Here is a 22,342-nt window from a genome sequence, read left to right on the forward strand (position 1 = left end):
CCGACCTCTCCGTAATTCACCGGGCCGCTCACAGCTTGTCCAGGGAAAGGCTCGTGAAGCCAGGCACCTGCTCATCGACCTGGAGCTGGAAGCCCTCGCCGCCGTGGGCGGCCATGCTGGTCGCCGAACTGACGATGGACCGCGTGAGACTCGAGGCGAACTCGCGGAGTGCGACGGCCGGGGTGATGGTCGCGTCCTGCTGTATGAACGCCTTGAAGTTGGCCACCTCCGTTATGATCGCAGCGTCGGCGTCGCTGATTCCGAACGCGATGATCTTCGGCGCGTAGCGGAACCCGTTCAGCTCCTTGAGGGCGGTGCGCCAGCCGTCGTCCGTGGGGATGCCGTCGGAGAGGAAGAACACTACGGGCCGGTACACGTCGTGGCCGTCCGCCTTCAGCGCTACGACGTCCTTCTCGATGGTGTCCTTCAACAAACGGAAAGCGGCCCCGAAAGACGTCACCCCGCCCGCGGACAGAGACGGCAGCTGCGTCAACTCGCTCAGGTCGGCCAGCGGCTGCAGCACGGAAGCCTGTGTGGAGAAACCGATCAGCGCGAAACGGGTCTTGTCGGCGACACTCGGATTGGTGCTGATCTCATGGTGCAGGTCGGGCAACGCCGAGTTGATGGCGTCGACACCGGTGCCCGCCATGGAACCGGACTCGTCGCACAGCATGTAGAAGGGAAGGATCTGCATGAGCTCTCCTGAGCGTAGGAGACGGCCTGGCCGTCAACGGGTGTAGAAGTAGATCTCCAGATCGGCTGTGCCCGAGGCACCGCCGTTCCAGAAGTCCCGGGTGGTCGCGTCGGTGAACATGCTCGGCTGCGCTTGCCGCAGGGACCTGTTGATCTCGCGCGCGTATGCCTGGCCGGCATCGGGCTCGGGCGCCTGCCCGAAGGTAAGCACGAATGCGGCGCTGCGACCCTCGTAGGCGGCGGTGGCGGCTTGCAGCTGCTTCACCATCCGTGCGGTGTCGCCGACCACGGCCGTCACATGAAGCTTCACCGGCTTACGCTCCACCGACCGCGGCCCTGTCGGTGTCGGGCTCGGTTCGGGCGACGGCTTGGCGTCGAGTGACGGCGTGGGGCGAGCGGCGGCTTGAGCGGCCAGCGGATCACCCCGGTCTCCCATGGACACCAGCGCGAGCACGAGCAACATGTCGGCGAAGAGCCATCCCGCCAAGTGCAGCGGCGTGAAGCGGGGACCTCGCTTTATTGGGCTCACCGGCCGGATCCGATTCCGGCCTGCAATTCCCAGGCCCTCTGCAGCTCCTCTTCCGCGCTCTTCTGGGCCGCCTCAGCCCCGGCCCGCGCCGCCTCTGCCGCAGCCCGCGCAGCCTCGGTCTCACGGAGTGCCCGCACCAGGGCGTCGGTGACGCTCACGAAGCGGTCGGCCGCCTCATGCAGAGCCAGACTGCGAGACTCGATGCCGAGCAGGGCCTCTCGAGAGACCTCCGCTGCCTCGCCGGTGCGTTCGGCCACGGCGCCGAGGTCGTTGAGGAGTCGGCCATTGACGTCCGCGACTACTTCGACGCCTGTGGTGAACCCGCGCTGCGAGGCAGCCAGCAGGGTCAAGGAGTCCTCGATCTGTTGCGCCGCCTCCGACAGCGCACTGCGGACGCGGTCGCCGTTGTCGCCGACCGCCGTCTCAAGTCGGTCCGCCGCACGGGTGAGGATGTCACGCATCCCGTCGCCGGCCGCCCGCAGCTCTTCCACCGCCTTGTCGAGGACGCCGGTCTGCCCGCTGACAGCATCAGCCAGTCGCAGGCCCGCCTGCGTCAACGGCTCGTCCAGGCCCTGCACGGCGGCCTGGATGGCCGTGCCGCTGTCCCGCACGGTCTCCTCGATCCGTACCACCACCTGTTCGATGGGCCGCACATACGCCTCCGCCTGGGCGAGACGCTGTTCCGCCTTGTCCATGGCCTCACTCACGAGCGTGGCCGCACGGGTGAGCTCCTCCTGGGTGGTGATGGCCTTGGTGTGCATGCGCTGCAGCCGTCCGGCCGCCGAATTGAGTTCTGCCGCGAATCGCTGAGGAGAGGCGAATCGGTGGTCATTCAACGACAGCTGCGCGCGCGTGAGGACTGGGGCCAGGCGGGCAAGAGCCGCGCTGGCTCGCTGGCGGGCCTGCTCTTCGCGGCGTTCGGCGGCGTTGCGCCGGTAGCCGTGGACCGCCGTGAGAACGAACAGCATCGCCAGGGTCAGACACCCCGCCACGGCGACGTGCCCGAAGCGGAAGGTGTCACCCAGGTGTCCCTCGAACCCGGACTGCCACAGCTGCAGGAACGGCTGGCTTGCGGCCTTGGGATCGTCGCCCGTGAGGGCGCCGTACGCGCTGGAGGCCTGCCACAGACCAAACCAGGTGAAGAGCAGAGGCAGAAAGACCAAGGCTCCCAGTACCCAGTCCAAGGCGGAGTCCAACCGTGCGCCGCGGTCGTGGTCCGTGGGCTCGGCGATGCTCTCGGGCCGGGCGAAATGCTGCATCAGGTCAAGATCGGCCCACGGGTCGAGGGCCTCCGCGTCGGTGGAACCGAGCGCCTTTGCCAACGCGCGTAGTTCCGCGGCGCGCGGCGCGAGCGCTGGATCATGCGCCGCGTCCTCGAGATGACGTGCCGTCACCCCTTTGTCGAGCTGTCTCCCCGCGAACATTCCCCACCCCTGCCCGGTGACGCCGGGACTTTTGTGCAGATCCACGCGCAGCGAGGACAGGGCAGTGACGTGCCACGTACACCCCTGCTGCGCAGAACGAACTGACGGAGACTTTCACATCTCCTTCACCAGTCGCGCAATAATAGACGACGATCACACGAGCTGGTCGGCGTGGCGTGAAGCGATCACGCACATTGGTGAGGTAGGGGCTTCATTGAGCGGTGACGGTAGGCAGCGGGGTGTCATCCATCTGGCCCGAGGAGGGGCGCCCGTCCAGCCTGAACGGCGGGCGTTGCAGGAGCCGACGACGAGCACGGTCGATCTCACCAAACAGGCGCCGCAGGCCGGAGTCACGGGTCGAGGCGTCCTCCAAGTGAACCTCAACTGGTCCGTCAGCGCGGAGGCTGACCTCGACCTTGGCTGCATGGTCCTCACTCGCGACGGAACGGGCATCGCGGTGCAACCACTTGGTGGGCAGTGGGGAAGCCTGGACGCCTGGCCATACGTCAGTCTCGACCAGGACGACCGAACCGGCGAGACGTCCGACGGGGAAACCCTCCGCATCAGTCTCGAGCACCGGCAGAAGTTCACCAAGCTCCTCGTCTACGTGTACATCTATGAGGGGGCAGCCGACTTCAGGAGGTTGGGAGGTGTGGTCACCATCTGCGCACCGAGCGGGACGTGGCGCATCCGTCTCGACGATTCCCCGACCGCGGCCACCACATGCGCGATCGCCCTGCTGACCCCAGGTCGGGACACCCTCGATCTACGGCGTGAGGTTCGCTGGTTCACGGGGAATCCGTGGCTATCTAACCAACAACTCCTCGATCAGGCATACGGCTTCGGCTTCGAGTGGGTGCCGGGTACAAAGCCGCCCTTGTGAAGCTGCCACCGCCTCGTACCACCTGCTGTTATGCGCTGGAGGACGGACGGGGCGCCGTCGCTCGGTACTGTCCGAAGACCTGGCATGCCCTCGTCGAACAGGTATTCTTGATCGCATCGCCATCGCGGCCCGACGGGCTTCCGCTCCACCTCGGTGGAGTCTTGAAGGACATGCCCCCACCCGCATGAGTCTCTTCGTGCTGCCTGGGGGAAGTCCTTGCTGTTCCGCGCGTCCGCGAAAACGGTCGCCGTCATGGCGCTCGACGGCTCGCTGTTCCTTCACCTCACCGACAAGTTCGTCCACATGCACGGCTACCGGCCCGGCGCCTCGGAGGTGCGCTCCTGGGAGCGCAGCATCCCCATGCTGGCCGCCGCGCTCAACGACGCTGGTCTCGGTGACGTGGAGGTCATGTTGGAGTATGCGCTTCCGTTGAACAGCAAGAGGGCCGATGCGGTGCTGGCGGGCGTACACCCGGCCACGGGTGAGCCCTCCTACGTCGTAGTGGAGCTGAAGCAGTGGAGTCAGGCACTTCCGCGCGAAGACGATCTGACTCTGTGCCATGTCGACAGTTACGTCCACCCGGTGCTCAACCCCATCGAACAGGTACGCCGTTATTGCGAGTACCTCGTCAACTTCAATGGAGCGGTCGCCGAACACCCCGAGCGCGTCGCCGGAGTGGCGTTCCTGCACAACGCCACCGAGTTCGGTGTGAGCGGACTTCGGGAGATCGAGCGTGACGACCAGGGGCTGCTCTTCACGGGGGAACGCCGCGGTGCCTTCCTCGAGCATCTCCGCGCAAAGTTGAGCGACAAGCAACCGGGGGCCAGGTCGGCGGACGAACTCCTCGCAGGCGCCACGGTGCCGTCGAGGCAGCTGATGTCCGTGGCCGCTCAGGAAGTGCGCGAGCGCCAGCAGTTCGTGCTGCTCGACGAGCAGCAGGTCGCGTACCGCATGGTGCTCAACGCCGTGGAAAAGGCGAAGCGCGCCGATCACAAGGAAGTCGTCATCGTCACCGGCGGCCCGGGCACCGGCAAGAGCGTGATCGCTCTCCAACTGCTGGGCGACCTGTACCGGCGCGGGGTTCCCGCGTTGCATGCCACCGGATCGCAGTCGTTCACGAAGACGATGAGGAAGGTAGCCGGCGCACGCAAGCGCGAAGTCCAGGACCTCTTCAAGTACTTCAACAGCTTCATGACGGTCGAGAAGAACAGCCTCGGCGCTCTGATCTGCGACGAGGCACATCGCATCCGGGAGACCTCGGCCAACCGCTATACCCGTGCCCACTACCGGACCGGCAAGGCACAGATCGATGAACTCATCGACGTCGCCTACGTGCCCGTCTTCTTCCTCGACGAGCATCAAGTCGTGCGACCCGGTGAGATGGGCACCGTGGCCGAGATCAAAGAGGCAGCGACGAAGCGAGGCATCCCGTGTCATGTCGTTCCACTGGACAGCCAGTTCCGTTGCGGTGGCAGCGACGCCTACCTTCGCTGGGTGGTCCGGCTCCTCGGCCTGGAGCCCGGCGGTCCGGTCGTCTGGGAGCCCGACGACCGCATGCAGCTCCTGGTCGCCGACAGCCCGCAGGAAATGGAGGCTTTCCTCGAGGGACGTCGCGCCCAGGGATATGGTGCCCGCATGTCCGCCGGCTATTGCTGGACCTGGTCGCCGGAACCCAGGCCGGGCGACCCGCTCCCGGCGGACGTCGTGATCGGTGACTGGGCCCGCCCCTGGAACCTGCGCGGCGACCGCTCGGTCTCGGGCGCGCCTCCTGCCGCGCTGTGGGCCACGGACCCTGCCGGCTTCGGACAGATCGGCTGCGTCTACACAGCCCAGGGCTTCGAGTACGACTGGTCCGGCGTCATCATCGGCCCCGACCTGGTGTGGCGCGGCGATCGGTGGATCACGGACCGTACGGCGTCGAAAGACCCGGTATTCAAGCGCTCCACCCCGGACGCCGACGTGGACCGCCTGATCCGAAACACGTACAAGGTGCTGCTGACTCGGGGCATGGTCGGCACGATCGTGTACTCGACGGACCCGGAGACGCGGGAGAAGCTGCGGGAACTTGCGGGCGGCGTGCTACAAGAGGCGGTGCCGGCTTGACGGACCGGCTCCCGTACGTCAGACGGTACGGTCAGGCGTTGCCAGAAGCCCAGCCTGGCGGATTCTCCCGGGCTGTGTGCAAGAAGCGTTCGACATCGAAGCGGTGCTCGCTCAGCCGATGCCGAGCGGTTTCCAGGTGATGCTCCTCGAAGATGTGCTGGTACCAGGGCAGTAGAACGAACGCCTCGACACTCAGCTCGAGACGGTTCGCCTGCCACAGCGTGGTGAACCCGTCCGAGGCGTTGGCGCCGCGTAGGAGCTGCTTGGCGGCTCCGACACCGCCCAGCTCTCCCAGCATCTGTGCGAACCGCGTCGGGTTGTAGCCGATCTCACGCTTGAGGCGCTCGGCGCCCCTGCGCATGTCGTCGTGAAACTTCAATTCTGCTTCGCTCGGCATGTCCTATCTCCCCGGCTATTTGCTATTTTCCCGTCAGCCTGTTGAGTTCACACAGAGTTCGGTGGTACTGCAGGTACGCCTCATCGATCTGATGGTCGGTGCGTCGGCGGAGGCGCCCCACGGAATCGCCCCCATGTGTCTGCCTTACGAAGCCGTCAACGTCAATGTAGATCTCGAGACCGTCGAAGAGAACGTGGTGGTTGGGGCACAGGCAGAGCAGGTTCGGCAGTTCGTCCGGACCGTCGTGCGGCGATCCGAGGCCACGGATGTGGGCAGCCTCGCTGTAGGGCCTGCGCTTGTACTGCAGGCGAGTCTGGCAAACCTGGCAAACATGGTCGTGCAGTTCCTTGACCCGGTTGGCGATCGTGGCATTGCGAATAAGCCGTGAGGAGGTGGACTCCCGGCGCTCAGTCGGAGGAGTCGCCCGCTCCGCATCGGTGACCTCCTGGTCTCGACCGTCCTCCTCTCCGTCCGGCAGGCCTTCGGCCGTCGCGTATCCAGCGAGGCCCACCCGGCTGAGCAAATCGCGTTGGTCGACGTCGTCCAAGTACGTGCTGCAGAGCTTGACCACTGCCTCCAGGCGGGTGAGAGGGTTCTGCAGCAGTTCAGCGCTTACATGGGTGAGGCCTGCGACGGGTTGGTCGCTGTTGAAAGTCGTTACCTGCGGCATGGGGCTGGCATCGCTCGGTATTCCATGCACCTCCCACAGGCCACTGCCCTGCAGGTGCCAGAAGGGATATTCGGGGGTGACCTTGGAACCGGGCAACCCGAATTCGGCCAGGAGCGGACCCAGCTCCGTGCGGAAAGAGGACCAGGGTGCCAGACGAGGCTTCCCCGCTGCTATCCGGGATACCGCCCATAGCAGAGCCAATGGCTGGTGGCGGCTGGGGGCTTTGTTCTCTGGGCGGCGATGAGTGTTGAGAGAGCCAATCCGATCCAGCAGCTCCGTTGCGGTGAGCTGAGGAGAGGCGGCCGACAGCGGTCGTTGCGGAAGAACGGCTGGACGCCTCGCCGGGAGGAGTTGGGCAACGCGGCGGTACTCCTCGGCGGACCGCAGGGTCAGGCTCCGAAGAGGTGCTGGAACGTTCAGGCGTCGCAATATGGGAGCGGCAAGAACAGGGGTGGTGAACTCCTCGACTTCTCCCAGAGCCATGATGTGTTCCCATGTGGCGTTGTTCTCGTCGGCTCCCCAGACTTTCTGCGCCACGGGCAGGCTGTTGAACAGATGGAGAATGCGAGCGCGAGCGAAGAAGTGGTTCTCTGCATAGAAGAACACGTCGTCGCCGACGCGACGGTTCTGCAGAGCTCTCACTTTCTCGTTGTTGACTTGCGTGGTGGGAGTGGCGCCCCACAGCCGAGCGACCCCATCCGGGTACAAGGCGGTCAGCGTTTCCGCCTGCTCGCCGAGTGCGTCCCTGATGTCGGCAACGGCAACGCCTTGTCGTATCGACCTGGCGAAGTTCTGTGGGCCGCGATCCCGAGCCCCGCCGCGAGGCTGGAGAACGATCTGCGGCGCGACCTGCTGCGCCCCGTCCGGGATGGAGGTCCCGTCCGTCACGGTGAAGCCAAGTACTCGCAGACGATGCGCCACAGTGCGCGCACCACCGCTGAAGTCATCAGCAGGCAGCAGGTCGCCGACAGAGTACCGATGCGCTACGCCCGCGATCGCCTTCGAGTCATAGCGGTTTCCGTCCCATACCAGCTCATACGTTGTCGCCCGGCCGAAGCCGTACCGGCGGCGGAACACCTCACGTCCCAGGAGCTGACACTCGTCAACCGCAGCCAGCACTCCTGCACGCGTTACATGCCCAAGTCCCATGCAGCGGAGCCTAGTAGGAAGGTATGACAATCACTCATCCATACCGAACAGCTGAGCCCTTTCTATTCGTCACCGGCCAGTGTCGTCCGGTCGCTTCGGTAGAGTGGGGCCGGAGGATGCCCACGGCGACTTTCGTTGAGCGGGCGGAGCGGGCCCTGGAGCCGTTCAGGGTCCTGCGGGCGGTTGCCCGGCACGTCCTGTCCCCGGCGGACTCTTTGCAGCGGACTGTGAGGAGCGCTATGGGCACCGTCAGCGAGTTGGACTGGGTCAAGAGCGGTCATAGCGGGTCCGAGGGCGACGACTGCCTGGAGGCCGCACAGGCTTCCGGTGCCGTGTATGTGCGAGAGTCCAAGGAGAAGGAAGGGCCGGGGTTCACCGTTTCCCTGTCCGTGTGGGTGATTTCCTCGGGTATGTCACAGATTGAGGGCTCGAGGAGCGGCTGGCCCGCGTGATGCGGAACATGTGATTCCTGCCTCGCACGCCGCATGTCCTATAGTCCCGTCCTTCACAGAGTCTTCCCATGTAGCAGGCAACCATTAGGATCTCCGGCAGGTCCGACCCTGGGGAACGGCGGGCCTGAGAGGAACGAACGAGTGGGGACAGGCATGCGGGAAGGCCGGTGGGTCACGGTCACCGAGTCCGAGTTCGATCACGAACGCCGCGGCCTAGAGGCGATCCGGGAGAAGCTGCCGGACTCCGACCCCTGGCGCGCCTGGTCGAACTTCACCTTCACCGCCAACACCGGCCACGTCCGCGAGGTCGACCTGCTGGTCGTCGCCCCCGGCGGCCTCTGCATGATCGAGCTCAAGGACTGGCATGGCTCGGTCACCTCCGAGAACGGCACCTGGGTACAGACCACGCCCAGTGGTTACCGCCGCACGCACGGCAACCCGCTGCACCTGGTCAACCGCAAGGCCAAGGAGCTGGCTGGCCTGCTCGCCCAGACCGGCGCCAAGCGGGTCTGGGTCGCCGAGGCCGTCTGCTTCACCGACAACAGCCTCCGTGTGCGTCTGCCCGCCCACGACCAGAACGGCGTGTACACCGTCGACGAGCTGGTCGACATGCTCAAGCAGCCCCCGGCCGACGAGCGGCGCCGCATCACCGCGATCGGCTCGCGTGAGATCGCCGCGGCCTTGAAGGGCATCGGCATCCGCAAGAGCGACGCCCAGTACAAGGTCGGCCCGTACGAGCTGGAGCGTAAGTCCTTCGACTCCGGGCCCACCTGGGCGGACTACCTCGCGCGCCACAGCGACCTGCCCGAGGCCGCGCGCGTGCGCATCTACCTAAGTGAGCGCGGTTCCGACGCATCCATCCGCCAGTCCGTCGAGAACGCTGCCCGGCGCGAGGCCGCGGTGCTGGGCCGGTTCAAGCACCCCGGCGTCGTCCAGCTCAAGCAGTACTTCCCCTCCGGGCACGCCGCAGGCCCCGCGCTGATCTTCGACTACCACCCGGACACCCTGAAGCTGGACGAGTACCTGGTCCAGTACGGCGAGAAGCTGGACATCCTCGGCCGGATGGCACTGGTACGCCAGCTCGCCGAGACGATGCGCTCCGCGCACGCCAGCCGCATCCACCACCGCGCGCTCGCCGCCCGCTCCGTCCACGTCGTCCCCCGTCCGCGCGGCCGTAAGGGGCAGGCCGTAGGGGAGGAGGCCGCCTGGCTCAGCCCGCAGCTGCAGATCTCCGACTGGCAGATCGCCACCCAGCGCAGCGGCGACTCGTCGCAGGGCCAGGGCATGACACGGTTCGCGCCAACCGCCCTGTCCGCCATGCATCTGAGCGACGACGCCGACGCCTACTTGGCGCCGGAACTCACCGCCCTCCACCCCGACCCGGTCTATCTCGACGTCTACGGGCTCGGCGTCCTCACCTACCTGCTGGTCACCGGCAAGGCCCCGGCCGCCAGCCAGGCCGAGCTGCTGGCCCGCCTGGAAGCGGGCGAGGGCCTGCGCCCCAGCTCCCTCGTGGACGGCCTGTCCGAGGACGTGGACGAGCTGGTGCAGGCCGCCACCGCCTACCGCCCCGGGCAGCGCCTCTCCAGCGTCGACGAGTTCTTGGAGCTGCTGGAGGTCGTCGAGGACTCCCTCACCGCACCTGCCGCGGCTCTCGACGGGCAGGCCGAGGAGGAGACCGGGGCGAGGGCCGACAAGGACCCGCTGGAGGCCGTCGCCGGCGACGTGCTCGCCGGCCGGTGGGAGGTCCGCCGCCGCCTCGGTACTGGCTCCACCAGCCGTGCCTTCCTCGTGCGCGACCTGGAGGCGGAGGCCCGCAGAACGCGCCCGCTGGCCGTGCTGAAGGTCGCCCTGTCCGACAGTCGCGGCGAGATCCTCGTCCGCGAGACAGAGGCCATGCGCCGCCTGCGCCCCCACTCGGGCATCATCCGCCTTGTCGAGCCCGAGCCGCTGCAGATCGGCGGCCGCACCGTCCTGGCGCTGGAGTACGTCGGCGACGAACGCGACGACGCCGGCGCCGAGGGCGCGGCCCGCCCGCGCCGCCGCGAGGAGACCGTCGCCCGCCAGCTCCGCGAGCACGGTCGCCTCCAGGTCGACCAGCTCGAGGCGTACGGCGACTACCTCTTCGGCGCCGTTGACTTCCTCGAGGGCGAGGGCGTCTGGCACCGCGACATCAAGCCCGACAACATCGCCGTCCGCATCCGCCCGAACCGCACGCGCGAACTCGTCCTCATCGACTTCTCGCTGGCCGGCTATCCGGCGAAGAACACCGACGCGGGCACCGAGGGTTACCTCGACCCCTTCGTCGACGTCATCACGCGCGGTTCGTACGACTCGCACGCCGAGCGGTACGCCGTGGCCGTCACCCTGCACCAGATGGCCTCCGGCGAGTTGCCCAAGTGGGGCGACGGCAGCGTCCTGCCGCGCATGACCGACCCGAAGGAGTGGCCGTACCCGACCATCGCGGCCGAAGCCTTCGACCCGGCCGTGCGGGACGGGCTCGTCGCCTTCTTCCAGAAGGCCCTGCACCGCGACGCGAGCAAGCGGTTCCCCGAGCTCAAGCCGATGAGGGACGCCTGGCGCAAGGTCTTCCTCGACGCCTCGCAGACCGTTCCGTCCAGCCACCGCACCCGCCAAGCGGCCCCCGCCGATGGGACCGCACCCGCCGAGGGTGCTGCCGCGGCCATCGCGGACGCCGAGCCGGAGACCGCCGAGCAGCAGCGGGACCGCCTCGCCGCCGAGGTCACCCGCGACACCTCGCTGACCGTCTCTGGCCTCACGCCCGCAGCCCAGTCCTTCCTCTACGGCCTGGGCCTCGCGACGGTCGGTGAACTCCTCGACTACAGCCGCCGCAAGCTCGTCAACGCCCCCGGCCTCGGCGCCAAGACCCGCAACGAGGTCCAGCAGCGGCAGCGGGAATGGGGCGAGCGGCTGCGCGAGACCCCCGTCTCGCCGCTCACGCCGAAGGGCCGGGCGGAGGCGAAGGAGGAGCTGGAGCAGCTCACCGCCGCCGAGTCGGCCCTTGTCGGAAAGCTCGCGACGGGCGAGTCGGCGGGCGCGCTGTCCGCTCGTACCCTGCGCTCCGTCAGCCTCGACACCCTCGCCACGGTCTTCGTGCCGGCCGTCAACAACAACGGCTCCAACCGCAACAAGGCGGAGATGGTGCGGCTGCTGCTGCGCCTGCCCGACGAGCACGGCGTTCTGCCGGGCATCGGCGTCTGGCCGAAGCAGAAGGACGTCGCCGACGCGCTCGGCCTCAGCCACGGCCGCATCCCGCAGATGCTCAAGGACGAGCGCAAGCGCTGGAAGGCGGAGCCCACCGTCCAGGCATTGCGGGACGAGATCATCGACCTGCTTGTGAGCATGGGGCGCGTCGCCTCCGCAGTAGAGATCGCCGACGCCCTCGCCGTCCGGCGCGGCACGCACCTCGCCGGGCGTGAGCAGCGGCGCGCGATGGCCCTGGCGGCAGTACGGGCCGTCGTCGAGGTCGAGCAACTGGTGCCACAGGAGGCCGAGTTCCAGCACCAGCCGAACCGCAAGGCGACCGACGAGTCGCTGGGCGCCGGCCTGCTGGCTCTCGACGTGCGCGAGAACGATGCCCCAGACACCCCCACCGCGCCCGGCCTGCTCGACTACGCGACCCGCCTCGGCAAGACGGCCGACCGGCTCGCCAGGCTGGACACCCTACCGACGGCCGCGACCGTCCTAGCCGAACTGGGCGCACTGACGGTCCCGCCCGGCGCCGTCGACTGGGACGAGCGGCGCATGGTCGAGCTGGCCGCCGCCGCGTCCGTGAACGCCGCCGCCACCCCGCGCCTGGAGATCTACCCGCGCGACCTGTCGCTCGTCCGGGCACTGCGCCTCACCCAGGCCGGACTCGTCCGCTGGATCCCGGGCGTTCCGGAGGGGCGGCAGCCCGGCCTGACCGGCGAGGACGTGCACGAGCGGGTCCGCGCCCGCTTCCCCGAGCTGGTCGTCCCGGACGGACGCGGCGGCACGACGCACGAACTGCCCACCGGCGGCCCGCTTACCAAGGCGCTGCGCGACGCCGGCTTCGAGCTGTCGCTGAGCATGCGCGAGGACACGGGCACGCTGCGCTACCTGCCGACGCGGGTGGACGACGCCTCCAGCTACCTCACGACGGGCGCGTGGCGGCAGTCGACGCGCACGGGCACGGTGACGCGGTACGCGGACGACCCGCAACTCGCTGGCGCGGTGCGCGCGGAGGAACGCCTGCTCGTCTCGGCCCGCCGGGACGGGTACCGGGTGCTGACCGTACGGCAGCAGCTCGTGCGCGACGCGGTGCGGGAACTGGGCGCCGAGCGGCTGGGCGTACAGGCCCTGTCGGTGACCGAGCTGTTCCTGGAAGCGTTGCACGGGCAGGTCACTCCGGGTACCAAGCCGACCTGGGAGACCCTGCTCAAGGCGGACGCCGCCGAGCCGGGCTCCAAGGGCGCGGTGCGGTTCGCGGAGTATGCGCGGACAGCGTGGGGCTCGGTCGAGCCCCGGATCGCCGAGCTGCTGGGCAACGGTGGCGGCGGTGCGGGCCCCGTCCTGCTGACGGAGGCCGGCGTGTTCGCCCGGTACGACGCGATGGGCGTCCTGGACCGGCTGGCGTCGGCGGCCCGGCGGGGCGGGCGGGGGCTGTGGCTCCTGGTCCCGCAGAGCGACCCGTCGCGCGAGCCGAGGCTCGGGCAGGTGGCCGTGCCGTACCAGGCCGGCCTGGGGGAGTGGATCCAGCTTCCGGACACGTGGGTGGGCAACGTGCACCGCGGGTCCGGTCAGGTTGTGGCGAGTGGTGTCGAGGGAGACGCGAAGTGATCGACCGCAAGGCTCTGTTGGACGACCTGAAGCAGCAGGTCAAGGCGGTCGAGGCCGACCTGGGCAAGCAGGTGAAGGCGCTCGGTGAGGTCGGCGCGCGGCTGAAGGCCGAGTACGACCAGGCGCGTAAGCTCGGGCGTACGGCGGCGACGTGGAACTCGTGGCTGGACGAGCGGGTCACGCAGGTCGCGGTCGCGTGGGTGCTGGGCACGGTCTTCGTCCGGTTCTGCGAGGACAACCGGTTGATCCCCGAGCCGTACCTGACGGGGTCGGACGGCGACCGGCGCGAGCTGGCGGAGTCGCGGTACGACGCGTACGTGGAGTCCGACGACAACCCGACGTATCGAGGGTGGCTTGAGAAGGCGTTCGACGAGCTGGGCCAGGGCCAGGCCGGCCGCCTTCTCTTCGACAAGCGGCACAACCCGCTGTACCAGATCCCGCTTTCGCATGATGGCGCGCGTGAGCTGGTCGAGTTCTGGCGCCAGCGCGACGAGGCGGGCGTCCTCGTCCACGACTTCACCGACCCGCTGAACGAGGCCGGGACCGAGGGCTGGGACACGCGGTTCCTGGGCGACCTCTACCAGGACCTGAGCGAGGCCGCGCGGAAGACGTACGCGCTGCTTCAGACGCCGGAATTCGTGGAGGAGTTCATCCTCGACCGGACGATGAATCCGGCGGTGCGGGAGTTTGGGTACGAGGAACTGAAGATGATCGACCCTACGTGCGGGTCGGGGCACTTTGTGTTGGGGGCGTTTCGGCGGCTTGTGCGGCTGTGGGCGGAGGGACAGCCGGGGAAGGACGTGCATGAGCGGGTGTCAGCCGCGCTGAAATCGGTGCACGGTGTGGACGTCAACCCGTTCGCGGTGGCCATTGCGCGGTTCCGGCTGCTGGTTGCGGCCATGGCGGCAAGTGGGGTGCGGACGCTGGTTGAGGCGGCCAAGTACGAGTGGCCGATCCATCTGGCGGTGGGAGACTCGCTCATTAAGGCCCGTCAGCTTGAGCTGACGCTGGGCGGGGATGAGGACGGGGTGGACGACCCGCTGGCCTCGTTCGCCTACGCCACGGAGGACATGCACGAGCACCCGGAGATTTTGCGTCCGGGGCGGTATCACGTGGTGGTAGGGAATCCGCCGTATATTACGGTGAAGGACAAGGGACTCAATCAGCTGTATCGAGAGTTGTACGACGCCTGTTCCGGAAAGTATGCACTGTCCGTGCCATTTGCCCAGCGTTTCTTTGAGCTAGCGAAGTCGGGGGATGCCGAGAGTGGACTCGGGTACGGACTGGTTGGGCAGATCACTGCAAACTCCTTTATGAAAAGGGAGTTCGGAGCGGCTCTGATCGAGACGTACTTCGAACACAAGGTCGAACTGGCTGAAGTCATCGATACTTCGGGGGCATACATTCCGGGACACGGGACACCTACCGTAATCCTTGTAGGAAAACGACGCGGTGGGAGCAAACGTTCGGAGACGATCCGTACGGTCCGGAGTGTCCAGGGTGAACCCGGTATCCCTGAGAAGGCCGAGGAGGGCAAGGTCTGGCGGGCCATTGAAGAGCAGATTGATCAGCCTGGTTCGGTGAGTCAATGGGTTTCGGTGGATGATCTTGTCCGTGAACGCTACTTCAGCAAGCAGCCCTGGATCCTGACGGATGGCGGTCTTGAGCTGGTTGAAAAGCTATCGGAGAAATCCGTGGGGCCCCTATCGCGTGAAGCCGCCTCTATTGGGATGACGGCGCTCACGGGGGAGGATGACGCTTTCCTCGTGCCTGAAGAGTTCTCCTCTCGAAATGGGTTCACCGCTGACTGTGTATATCTTGTCAATGGCGATGAAGTCCGCGACTATATCATCGAATCGCCACAGCGCGTGGTCATGCCAAGGGACTGGGACGGCGCAGAGCGAGAACTCAGCTCAAGAGCCGTAAAGTATTTGTGGCCTTACCGGTCGAACTTGAGGAAACGCCTCTACTTCGGGAAGTTTCCGGAACAGCGTGGCTTGCGATGGTTTGACCTCGCCATGCTGTTTGCGGATCGCCACCGCGAGCCGTTCTCAATCTCATTCGCAGAAGTTGCCACACACAACCACTTTGCACTCGATCGGGGCGGAAAAGCATTCAAACAAACTGCCCCTGTGATCAAGCTTGAAGCAGGATCCACTGAAGAACGCCACATGCAGCTGCTCGGAATACTGAACAGCTCCACAGCTGCTCTATGGCTCAGAATGGTGTGCCATGACAAGGGGAATCGAGGTGGCGAGCGTGGCACTGGACGCTACGCATTTGAGAGCTTCTACCAGTTCAACAGCTCAAACATTGAACGCTTTCCGCTTCCGAATGCATATCCCACCTCTCTAGCCAGCGCCCTGGACAATCTCGCCCAGCAACTCACTGCCACCAGTCCGTCCTCCTACGCCGACAAGGTCACCCCCACCACTAGTGCCCTACGCGAGGCGCGCGAGGCCTGGCATTCCACCCGCGCTCGCATGATCGCCCTCCAAGAAGAACTCGACTGGCAGGTCTACTCCCTTTACGACCTCCACCCCGAAGACCTCCGCGTCTCCGAGGACCCCGACGACCCCAACACCCCCGAACTCGCCCTCGGCGAGCGTGCCTTCGAGATCGTCCTCGCCCGCCGCGTAGCCGCCGGTGAGGCCAGTGACGAGTGGTTCAAGCGGCACAACTCCACGCCCATCACGGAGATCCCCGCCCACTGGCCCGCCCCCTACCGGGAGATCGTCCAGAAGCGGATCGACGCCATCGAGTCGAACCGGGCCATCGGCATGGTCGAGCGCCCCGAGTACAAGCGCCGCTGGGCCACCGAGGGCTGGGACGCGCTCCAGGAGAAGGCCCTGCGCGCCTGGCTGCTCGACCGCATGGAGAACCGCGACCTGTGGTTCGACGAGAACGGTCAGCCGGCCATCCTCACCCTCTCCCGCCTCACCGACGCCCTCTCGCGTGACGAGGACTTCGTCTCTGTCGCCAAGCTCTACGCGCCCCGCAAGGACCTCCCCAAGGTCGTCGCCGAGCTGATTACCGACGAACACGTGCCGTTCCTCTCAGCCCTGCGCTACAAGCCCTCCGGGCTGAAGAAACGTGCCGACTGGGAAGAGGTGTGGGACCTCCAGCGCAAGGAGGACGCCGCGCCCGACGAGCCGGCCAAGCGGAAGATCCGGGACTCCATCCCCGTACCGCCCAAGTACACCTCCGCCGACTTCCTCCGCGCCTCCTACTGGAAGGCGCGCGGCAAGCTGGACGTGCCCAAGGAGCGGTTCATCTCCTACGGGCAGACCAACGCCGCCACCCCCGAGCTGTACGGCTGGGCCGGCTGGGACCCCAAGGAGCAGGCGCAAGCCCTCGCCACCTACTTCACCAACACCGCGCTGATCTCCGAGGAGATCACACCGTTCCTTGCCGGCCTGCTGGAACTGCAGCCGTGGCTGTACCAGTGGCACAACGAGTTCGACATGCTTTACAGCGGTTCCCCGGCGGACTTCTTCGCCGGTTACCGCCAGCAGAAGCAGGGAGAGCACGGACTCACCGACGACGACCTCCGCAACTGGCGTCCCCCGACCGCGACCCGAGGCCGTCGCGCAGCAGTGAAGAAGTAGCCGGAATCGACTCGGCGTTGTGCCCCTGCACCGACGCCGAGTCTGCCGGATCAGAGGCCCCTGGGTGGGCGTGTGCGTGGCCGTCGGTCGGTACGCGTAACTGCGCCCATACGGTCTTGCCGGGGGCGCCCGGGCGCGGGGTGACGCCCCAGTCGTCCGCAAGGGCGGCCACCAGGAGCAGCCCGCGGCCGGACTCCGACAGAGGGTCCGGGGACGCGGGAGTGGGCGAGGGCTGCTTCTCGGTACGGGTGTCGGTCACCTTGATGCGGAAGGTGTCCTCAACCAAGGTGAGTTGGACGTGGAAGTCGCGGCCGGGGACGTGGCCGTGGCGTACGGCGTTGGCGGTCAGTTCGGCCGTGATGAGGGTCAGTGTCTCGTTGGCCGGGGCTGTGTAGGGGTGGCCCCAGCCGTTCAGGCGGTGCGAGACGAGTCGGCGGGCGAGGCGGGCGCCGCGTGGGGTCGAGGTGAAGCGCATGGTGAACTCGCGTTCGGGTGCGAGGTGCTGTGGCATATGCCCGTTCGAGGGAGTTGCTGACTTCATGCGGTCAACGGTCACGGACTGTGCGTAGCGTTGAACAGGGGCAACGCGCTGACGGGTACGGGCTGTACGCGTGGGTGGTGCGCTTGTACGCGGTGTTGAGCGTGACCGGTTTCCGGGCCCTGCGTTGGGCGGGCGGAGTCCGGTGACCGTGAGGGTCGTACTGGAGGAGCTGCGGCGTGGACGACGAGGTTCAGCAGCCGGAGTGCGAGGCCGGGACGGGCATGCTGTGCGTCTTCGGACGGCAGTTGAAGCTGTTTCGGGAACGTGCGGGGATGGACCGTGCGAGGTTCGGTTCGCTGACCGGGTACTCGGCCTCGACGATCGCGTCGTTCGAGCAGGGGAGACGCATTCCCCCGCCGAAGTTCATCGACCAGGCGGACGAAGTGCTCGGGGCGGGCGGGGTGTTGAGCGCGAGCAAGGGGGAGGTGGCTCGGGCTCAGTATCCGGCATTCTTTCGGGATGCGGCCAAGCTGGAGGCCGAGGCGGTTGTACTGCACGTGTACGCCACCCAGGCGATGCCAGGACTCTTGCAGACCGAGGAGTACGCGCGGGCGGTGTTTGCCATGTGGCTCCCTCAGTTGGACGAAGACGTCATCGAACAACGGTTGGCCGCCCGACTGGCACGACAGAAGATCTTCGACCGGCGGCCTGCTCCGAATCTGAGCTTCGTGGTCGAGGAGGCCGTACTCCTGCGGCCCCTCGGTGGCGAGGCGGTGTGGCGGGGGCAGTTGGAGCAGCTCTTGCTCATTGAGGAGAAGCGGAACGCGGAGATCCAGGTAATGCCGCTCTCCCGCCAGGAACATGCGGGACTGGCCGGTCCGTTCACCTTGATAGAGATGAAGGATGGGCGCAGGATCGCCTACGCGGAGGTGCAAGGCGACAGTCGTGTGCACACGGAGCGGCAGAAGGTCCGTGAGCTTGAACGTACGTACGGAACTCTGCGCGCACAGGCCCACACTCCGGCAGAATCACGTGCGTTGATCGAGAAGCTGTTGGGAGAGAGATGAGCGGGGAAGAGGCCAGGCTCGGCCTGGACGGACTGGCCTGGTTCAAGAGCAGTTACAGCGCTGGTAACGGCGGCGAATGCGTCGAGGTCGCCGCCCTCCCCGGCAAGGGCAGGGTCCACGTCCGCGACTCCAAAGACACAACCCGCGCCGCACTCGCCGTGGAACCCGCGGCCTGGGCCGCCTTCGTAGAGTTCGCGGCACTCTGACAGCGGCAGGACCCTCGGTAGGCGGTGTGCTTGCCGAGGGCATTTGCGCTCCCGTAGCACCTTCAGCAGTCCAGGCACCTTGCTCGCCGGATGCCCGCGACGGCGGTCGCCTTCCCGGGAGGGTGATCGGCATGGTGGTGAACCCGGCCCGCACCACACCGCCACGTGCATAACGAGGTCTCAACGAAGCTGATGCATGCCGGCTCTTGGAGCGCGGAGCGACTGTAAGTTCTTGCCATGAAACAGGGTAAAGAGGTCGAGAATCCCGAGTCGCGCTTCTTCACGGTGCTGCTGGCGGCGGCCAAGCTCCCCGGTGTGCGTATCCACCGGGAGGCGTACCTCCGGACGGCGCTGGCGCGCCACTGCACCGAGGATGAGATCCGCGTAGCGATCGAAGAGACCCCCGCTGCGGCGGGTATCACCGTCGACGTTCTGGAGAAAGCGGCCAACGACTCTATCCGCTACGAGACGGCTAAGGTCAGTGCCCTCTCCGCCGCGGCCGGGATACCCGGCATCCTCGCCCTGCCCGCCACGGTGCCCGCCGACTTGGCACAGTACGTCGGCCACATGCTGCGTATCGCGCAGAAGCTCGCCTATCTCTACAGCTGGCCCGAGCTGTTCTCCGACGAGGGCGATGACGTCGATGACGCGACCGTGGGGGTGCTCACGCTGTTCTTCGGCGTGATGTTCGGCACCCAGTCGGCGAACGCCGCTGTGGGGAAGGTCGCGGGGATGATGTCGGAGCAGGTCGCCAAGAGGCTGCCTCAGAAGGCGCTCACCAAGGGCGTCGTCTATCCCATAGTGAAGAAGGTCGCGGCCTACATCGGCGTCAAGATGACGAAGGAGTCGTTCGCGAAGGCCCTCTCGAAGGCCATCCCCCTCGTAGGGGCTGCTGTCTCCGGCGGGCTCACCTTCGCGACCTACCTCCCGATGGCCAAGAGGCTCAAGAAGCACCTCGCCGGCCTGCCACTGGCGGACCCGTCGCGCCGAGTGATGGAGGGGGACGTCGTGGACGGCGAAGTCGTGGAAGAGCGCGAGTCTTTCGCCACAGCACACGCTGAACTGCGCGGCGCGGACACCGCTGCCGTCAAGCTGGAGGAACCCAGGTCCTGACCCCGCGAGTGGCCTCCTGGCTGCCCAAGGTGCCTGCCTTCCCTCTGCCACGGACGTGCGGGCCCGGGTTCGCAGCCGCGGGACACCTTCGCCGCTACCCGGGGGTGCCTTCGCGTTCTCGCAGCCCCCGGCCATCCCCGGCGCATATGGGCCGCAGGGCATGGACAAGGGAGGCTTCGTCGACAAGGCGATGTTCACCTACCGCTACAACTACCGCCCGGCCGCCTGGGAGTGCCTGCTCACCCGGGCCGGGTCCGCCTCGGCCGACGCGTGGGTCCTCGGCGCGGCTTACCCCCGGGCACATCAGGACGCTCCTCGTCCGTGCGGTCGCGCCATGACGGACCCGGCACCGGGGGCGGCGCACGGCAGGTCGAAGCCCCGTCCCCCTGCCCGCCAGGCCCACCCCCGAAGTAGTTCACTTTTCATGGACATGTAAGTTCACATAGCATCCATGCTCTCCACTCCTTCTTCACGTCTCCCGGGGGAACGATCTCCGTGCTTCACCGGAAATACTTCGGCGCACTGGGCGCTGCCGTCATGTCCATGGCGCTTGCTGCGTGTGGCAACACCGCCACGCCCACTGCTGCGAAGCCTGCCACGCCGAGCAGCTCCGCCGCGGCCGGCCCGGCATCCTCCTCCCCGACTCCACACGCAGCGCTCCTCAGTAAGGCCCAGCTCACGTCCGCCCTGCTGTCGCTGTCGCAGATGCCTGCCGGCTGGTCGACCGAAGGCGACTCCAACTCGGGCGACAAGACGTTCTGCGACTACCGTCAGCCGCACAAGGCCCGGATTCAGGTCTCCCGCAGCTTCCAGAAGGGCGGAGGGCTGACCGCCACGATTGCGACTGTGGGCATCCGGCAGTACGCGAGCGCGAGCGATGCCGCCGAGTCGTTCGCTGCGATGGAGAAGGCACTCGAGACCTGCCACCAGGAGACCTATCAGGGGTCAGTGCTGAAGTACTCGCCGATGAGCGTGGACAAGCTCGGCGACCAGTCCTTGGGTGTACGCATCGACAGCGACGGCACCACGCTGCTCCAGCAGTTCACTCTCGACGGGCCCACCCTGATCAACGTCGGCACCGGCGGCCTCACGAACGCGGAAGCCGACACGGCCACCAAACTCCTGCGCGACCAGGTCGACCGGTACGAGGCCGCAGCCCGCAAGTAGTCCGGGCTGCGAGAGCCGCCTGGCCTGAGGGGCGGTAGCCCGGCCGACCGGCGTCACCAAGGAAGCCCTCCGCTCGGTCGGCATGCGTGAGGGCGACATCATTTGAAACAAGAGGAAATATGGCTGGTTCTGCCAAGCGTGATGACGCGACGCAGGGATGTCTTGCACTGGTCGCCATCTGTGCCGTTGTGGTGGTCGGGTGGCTGGTGTGGACCGCCGTGATGTGGACGCTGGCCGAGTGGCGGTGGGCGTGGTTCGTCGGATGCGCGGCTGTGGCTCCGGCTGCCGCGTACGCGCTCGTGATCGCGTGGGGTGAGGAGCGTCCGTTCGTGCCGTCTCGCCGGCGGGAGGCTTGGATGACGGCGGTCGTCACCGTCGTGGCGGCGGAGGCACCGGCTGTCGTCCTCGTGAAGGGCTGGGGCACCGGGGTGGTTGCGCTGCTTTTCGCGCTTGGAGCCGGGTCTGCCGGTGCGCTCGGTCCGTTTGACCGGCGTGGCGTCCGTCATGCCGACAAGTCCTCCCCTGCGGGCGTGGACGAGAAGCAGAGGTCTGTCGACGCTTCGGCAGCGACGGAGTAAGTGAGAGCCGGCAGCCCTCGGTTGCCTGCCGCGCGCCTCATTGGAACGTTTTCTGAGTCAGCGGCCCTGACCCGTCCCGGTCGGTCTGTACTTGTTGGAGTCCCCGTGATCCCCCCGTCCTTCTTGTCCGGGCAGCGTGTTCGTCGCCTGGGAACCCTGCTGGCCGTCCTGTGTGTGAGTGCAGGGGTCATCGCCATCGGTGAGGCGTCCAGCGGCGAGGCCGCAGCGCCGCAGGCCGACCATCGCCGCGCTGCTCCTTCCGCGAGCCCACCTGTCGAGCCTTCACCGACGAAGACCGCGCTCAAGGCGTCAGCCCGTGCGGTCCCGCAGGTGATGTCCGCCCGTTGCACGGGAAAGGCCAAGAACCTGTTCTTCACGGCGGCGGGAGGTTCGGTCACGGAGTCGTCTTCGCAGCCGCCGGCGTACCTGCGGATCAAGGAAGCCCGTGTGGTTCGGGACAGCAAGGGCGTGACGGTGAGCTACACGCTCGCCGGTAACGCTCCCGAACTCGGTTCGGAAGTGGACGCCACCTACTGGACGTGGCTGGGCGATGGTCTGGACGACATGGACGAACCTGCCGTGAGCATGCAGTACCTCGACTCGCGTTGGTTCGTGCACGTATCCGGAACGAACGACGTGGTCGGAGGAGACGTGGAAGCCCGGCCAGAGATACATGGCCGCACTGTCTCCGTCCGGCTTCCGCTTCGCGTTTCCACGTCGTCCGGCTACGTGGCGGACCTGTCGAAGTTCACGCATGCCGGCTGGTCTACGGAAGGCAAAGACCCCTCGGGATTCGGCACCTGGATGGATGGTTGCCCGATCAGTGGGGAAGAAGCCGGCAACCCGGGATCGTGGGAAGTGGCACTGCACTGAGCTCGCAACGGGCGTGCGGCGAGGGCCGTGTCCGCTCGCTGCCCGCTCTCCTGCCCTGCCGATCAGGATGACAGCAGCACAGCGGTGCGACGGTGCACGGGGTATACGGCGTGGGGGTGGGCGGAGTG

The 22,342-nt window shown here is 67.0% G+C and carries 17 protein-coding genes and 1 pseudogene; 12 read left to right on the plus strand and 6 right to left on the minus strand.

Annotated features, from left to right (window positions below):
* Window positions 1–28 precede the first annotated feature (28 nt).
* Genes ACZ7L1_RS24430 through ACZ7L1_RS24440 form a run of 3 tightly spaced genes read right to left on the minus strand, consistent with a single transcriptional unit; the run spans window position 29 to window position 2,646 of the window.
* Complete coding sequence (locus tag ACZ7L1_RS24430; RefSeq protein ID WP_471440108.1) at window positions 29–694, minus strand: vWA domain-containing protein; 666 nt, start codon at window positions 692–694, stop codon at window positions 29–31.
* Between the two features lie 33 nt (window positions 695–727).
* Window positions 728–1,180: a hypothetical protein gene (locus ACZ7L1_RS24435; protein WP_471440109.1), complete on the minus strand. Its 453-nt coding sequence runs from the start codon at window positions 1,178–1,180 to the stop codon at window positions 728–730.
* Between the two features lie 38 nt (window positions 1,181–1,218).
* A complete protein-coding gene (locus ACZ7L1_RS24440) occupies window positions 1,219–2,646 on the minus strand; it encodes a hypothetical protein (protein ID WP_471440111.1) in 1,428 nt (475 codons plus the stop codon).
* Between the two features lie 373 nt (window positions 2,647–3,019).
* Between ACZ7L1_RS24440 and ACZ7L1_RS24445 the strand changes: the two genes are divergently transcribed.
* Both ACZ7L1_RS24445 and ACZ7L1_RS24450 read left to right on the plus strand, forming a co-directional pair.
* On the plus strand, window positions 3,020–3,529 hold the full coding sequence (locus ACZ7L1_RS24445) for a tellurium resistance protein (protein ID WP_471440113.1): 510 nt from the start codon (window positions 3,020–3,022) through the stop codon (window positions 3,527–3,529).
* 216 nt (window positions 3,530–3,745) lie between these two features.
* On the plus strand, window positions 3,746–5,632 hold the full coding sequence (locus ACZ7L1_RS24450; protein ID WP_471440115.1) for a DNA/RNA helicase domain-containing protein: 1,887 nt from the start codon (window positions 3,746–3,748) through the stop codon (window positions 5,630–5,632).
* A gap of 31 nt (window positions 5,633–5,663) precedes the next feature.
* On the opposite strand, the gene ACZ7L1_RS24455 is transcribed toward ACZ7L1_RS24450, so the two are convergent.
* Together ACZ7L1_RS24455 and ACZ7L1_RS24460 are read right to left on the minus strand one after the other, a co-directional pair.
* Window positions 5,664–6,029: a hypothetical protein gene (locus ACZ7L1_RS24455; RefSeq protein ID WP_471440117.1), complete on the minus strand. Its 366-nt coding sequence runs from the start codon at window positions 6,027–6,029 to the stop codon at window positions 5,664–5,666.
* Window positions 6,030–6,051: 22 nt separating this feature from the next.
* On the minus strand, window positions 6,052–7,848 hold the full coding sequence (locus ACZ7L1_RS24460) for an HNH endonuclease (protein ID WP_471440118.1): 1,797 nt from the start codon (window positions 7,846–7,848) through the stop codon (window positions 6,052–6,054).
* A 239-nt stretch (window positions 7,849–8,087) separates the two neighbouring features.
* Here ACZ7L1_RS24460 and ACZ7L1_RS24465 point away from each other — a divergent pair, with 239 nt between their 5' ends.
* The 3 genes from ACZ7L1_RS24465 to pglX all read left to right on the plus strand — a co-directional run bounded on the left by ACZ7L1_RS24465 (window position 8,088) and on the right by pglX (window position 16,729).
* Window positions 8,088–8,300, plus strand: a complete 213-nt coding sequence (locus ACZ7L1_RS24465) for a DUF397 domain-containing protein (RefSeq protein WP_471440120.1) — start codon at window positions 8,088–8,090, stop codon at window positions 8,298–8,300.
* Window positions 8,301–8,453: 153 nt separating this feature from the next.
* Window positions 8,454–13,121, plus strand: coding sequence for a BREX system serine/threonine kinase PglW (pglW, locus tag ACZ7L1_RS24470; protein WP_471440122.1), 4,668 nt, complete (start codon window positions 8,454–8,456; stop codon window positions 13,119–13,121).
* Complete coding sequence (gene pglX, locus ACZ7L1_RS24475; protein ID WP_471440124.1) at window positions 13,118–16,729, plus strand: BREX-2 system adenine-specific DNA-methyltransferase PglX; 3,612 nt, start codon at window positions 13,118–13,120, stop codon at window positions 16,727–16,729. Before pglW ends, pglX begins: the two co-directional genes overlap by 4 nt.
* Here pglX and ACZ7L1_RS24480 read toward each other — a convergent pair.
* Window positions 16,656–17,240, minus strand: a complete 585-nt coding sequence (locus ACZ7L1_RS24480; protein ID WP_471440194.1) for an ATP-binding protein — start codon at window positions 17,238–17,240, stop codon at window positions 16,656–16,658. The genes pglX and ACZ7L1_RS24480 overlap by 74 nt on opposite strands.
* A gap of 206 nt (window positions 17,241–17,446) precedes the next feature.
* Here ACZ7L1_RS24480 and ACZ7L1_RS24485 point away from each other — a divergent pair, with 206 nt between their 5' ends.
* The 7 genes and pseudogenes from ACZ7L1_RS24485 to ACZ7L1_RS24515 all read left to right on the plus strand — a co-directional run bounded on the left by ACZ7L1_RS24485 (window position 17,447) and on the right by ACZ7L1_RS24515 (window position 22,214).
* The gene (locus ACZ7L1_RS24485; protein ID WP_471440126.1) at window positions 17,447–18,277 is read left to right on the plus strand and encodes a helix-turn-helix domain-containing protein; all 831 of its coding nucleotides are present in this window, start codon (window positions 17,447–17,449) and stop codon (window positions 18,275–18,277) included.
* On the plus strand, window positions 18,274–18,483 hold the full coding sequence (locus ACZ7L1_RS24490; RefSeq protein WP_471440128.1) for a DUF397 domain-containing protein: 210 nt from the start codon (window positions 18,274–18,276) through the stop codon (window positions 18,481–18,483). The genes ACZ7L1_RS24485 and ACZ7L1_RS24490 overlap by 4 nt, the downstream gene beginning before the upstream one ends.
* A gap of 237 nt (window positions 18,484–18,720) precedes the next feature.
* Window positions 18,721–19,596 (plus strand): hypothetical protein, encoded by an 876-nt coding sequence (locus ACZ7L1_RS24495; protein WP_471440130.1) that lies wholly within the window; start codon window positions 18,721–18,723, stop codon window positions 19,594–19,596.
* Between the two features lie 97 nt (window positions 19,597–19,693).
* Window positions 19,694–19,934 (plus strand): annotated as a pseudogene (locus ACZ7L1_RS24500) (SAM-dependent methyltransferase); the annotation flags it as partial.
* A gap of 367 nt (window positions 19,935–20,301) precedes the next feature.
* Entirely contained in the window at window positions 20,302–20,763 is a 462-nt protein-coding gene (locus ACZ7L1_RS24505; RefSeq protein WP_471440132.1) for a hypothetical protein, read from the plus strand.
* A 119-nt stretch (window positions 20,764–20,882) separates the two neighbouring features.
* On the plus strand, window positions 20,883–21,341 hold the full coding sequence (locus ACZ7L1_RS24510) for a hypothetical protein (protein WP_471440134.1): 459 nt from the start codon (window positions 20,883–20,885) through the stop codon (window positions 21,339–21,341).
* 105 nt (window positions 21,342–21,446) lie between these two features.
* Window positions 21,447–22,214 carry a hypothetical protein gene (locus tag ACZ7L1_RS24515; protein WP_471440135.1) on the plus strand — a complete coding sequence of 256 codons (768 nt, stop codon included), beginning with the start codon at window positions 21,447–21,449 and terminating at the stop codon, window positions 22,212–22,214.
* Window positions 22,215–22,342: the final 128 nt, after the last annotated feature.

This window comes from Streptomyces sp. NPDC107546, from assembly GCF_055639175.1.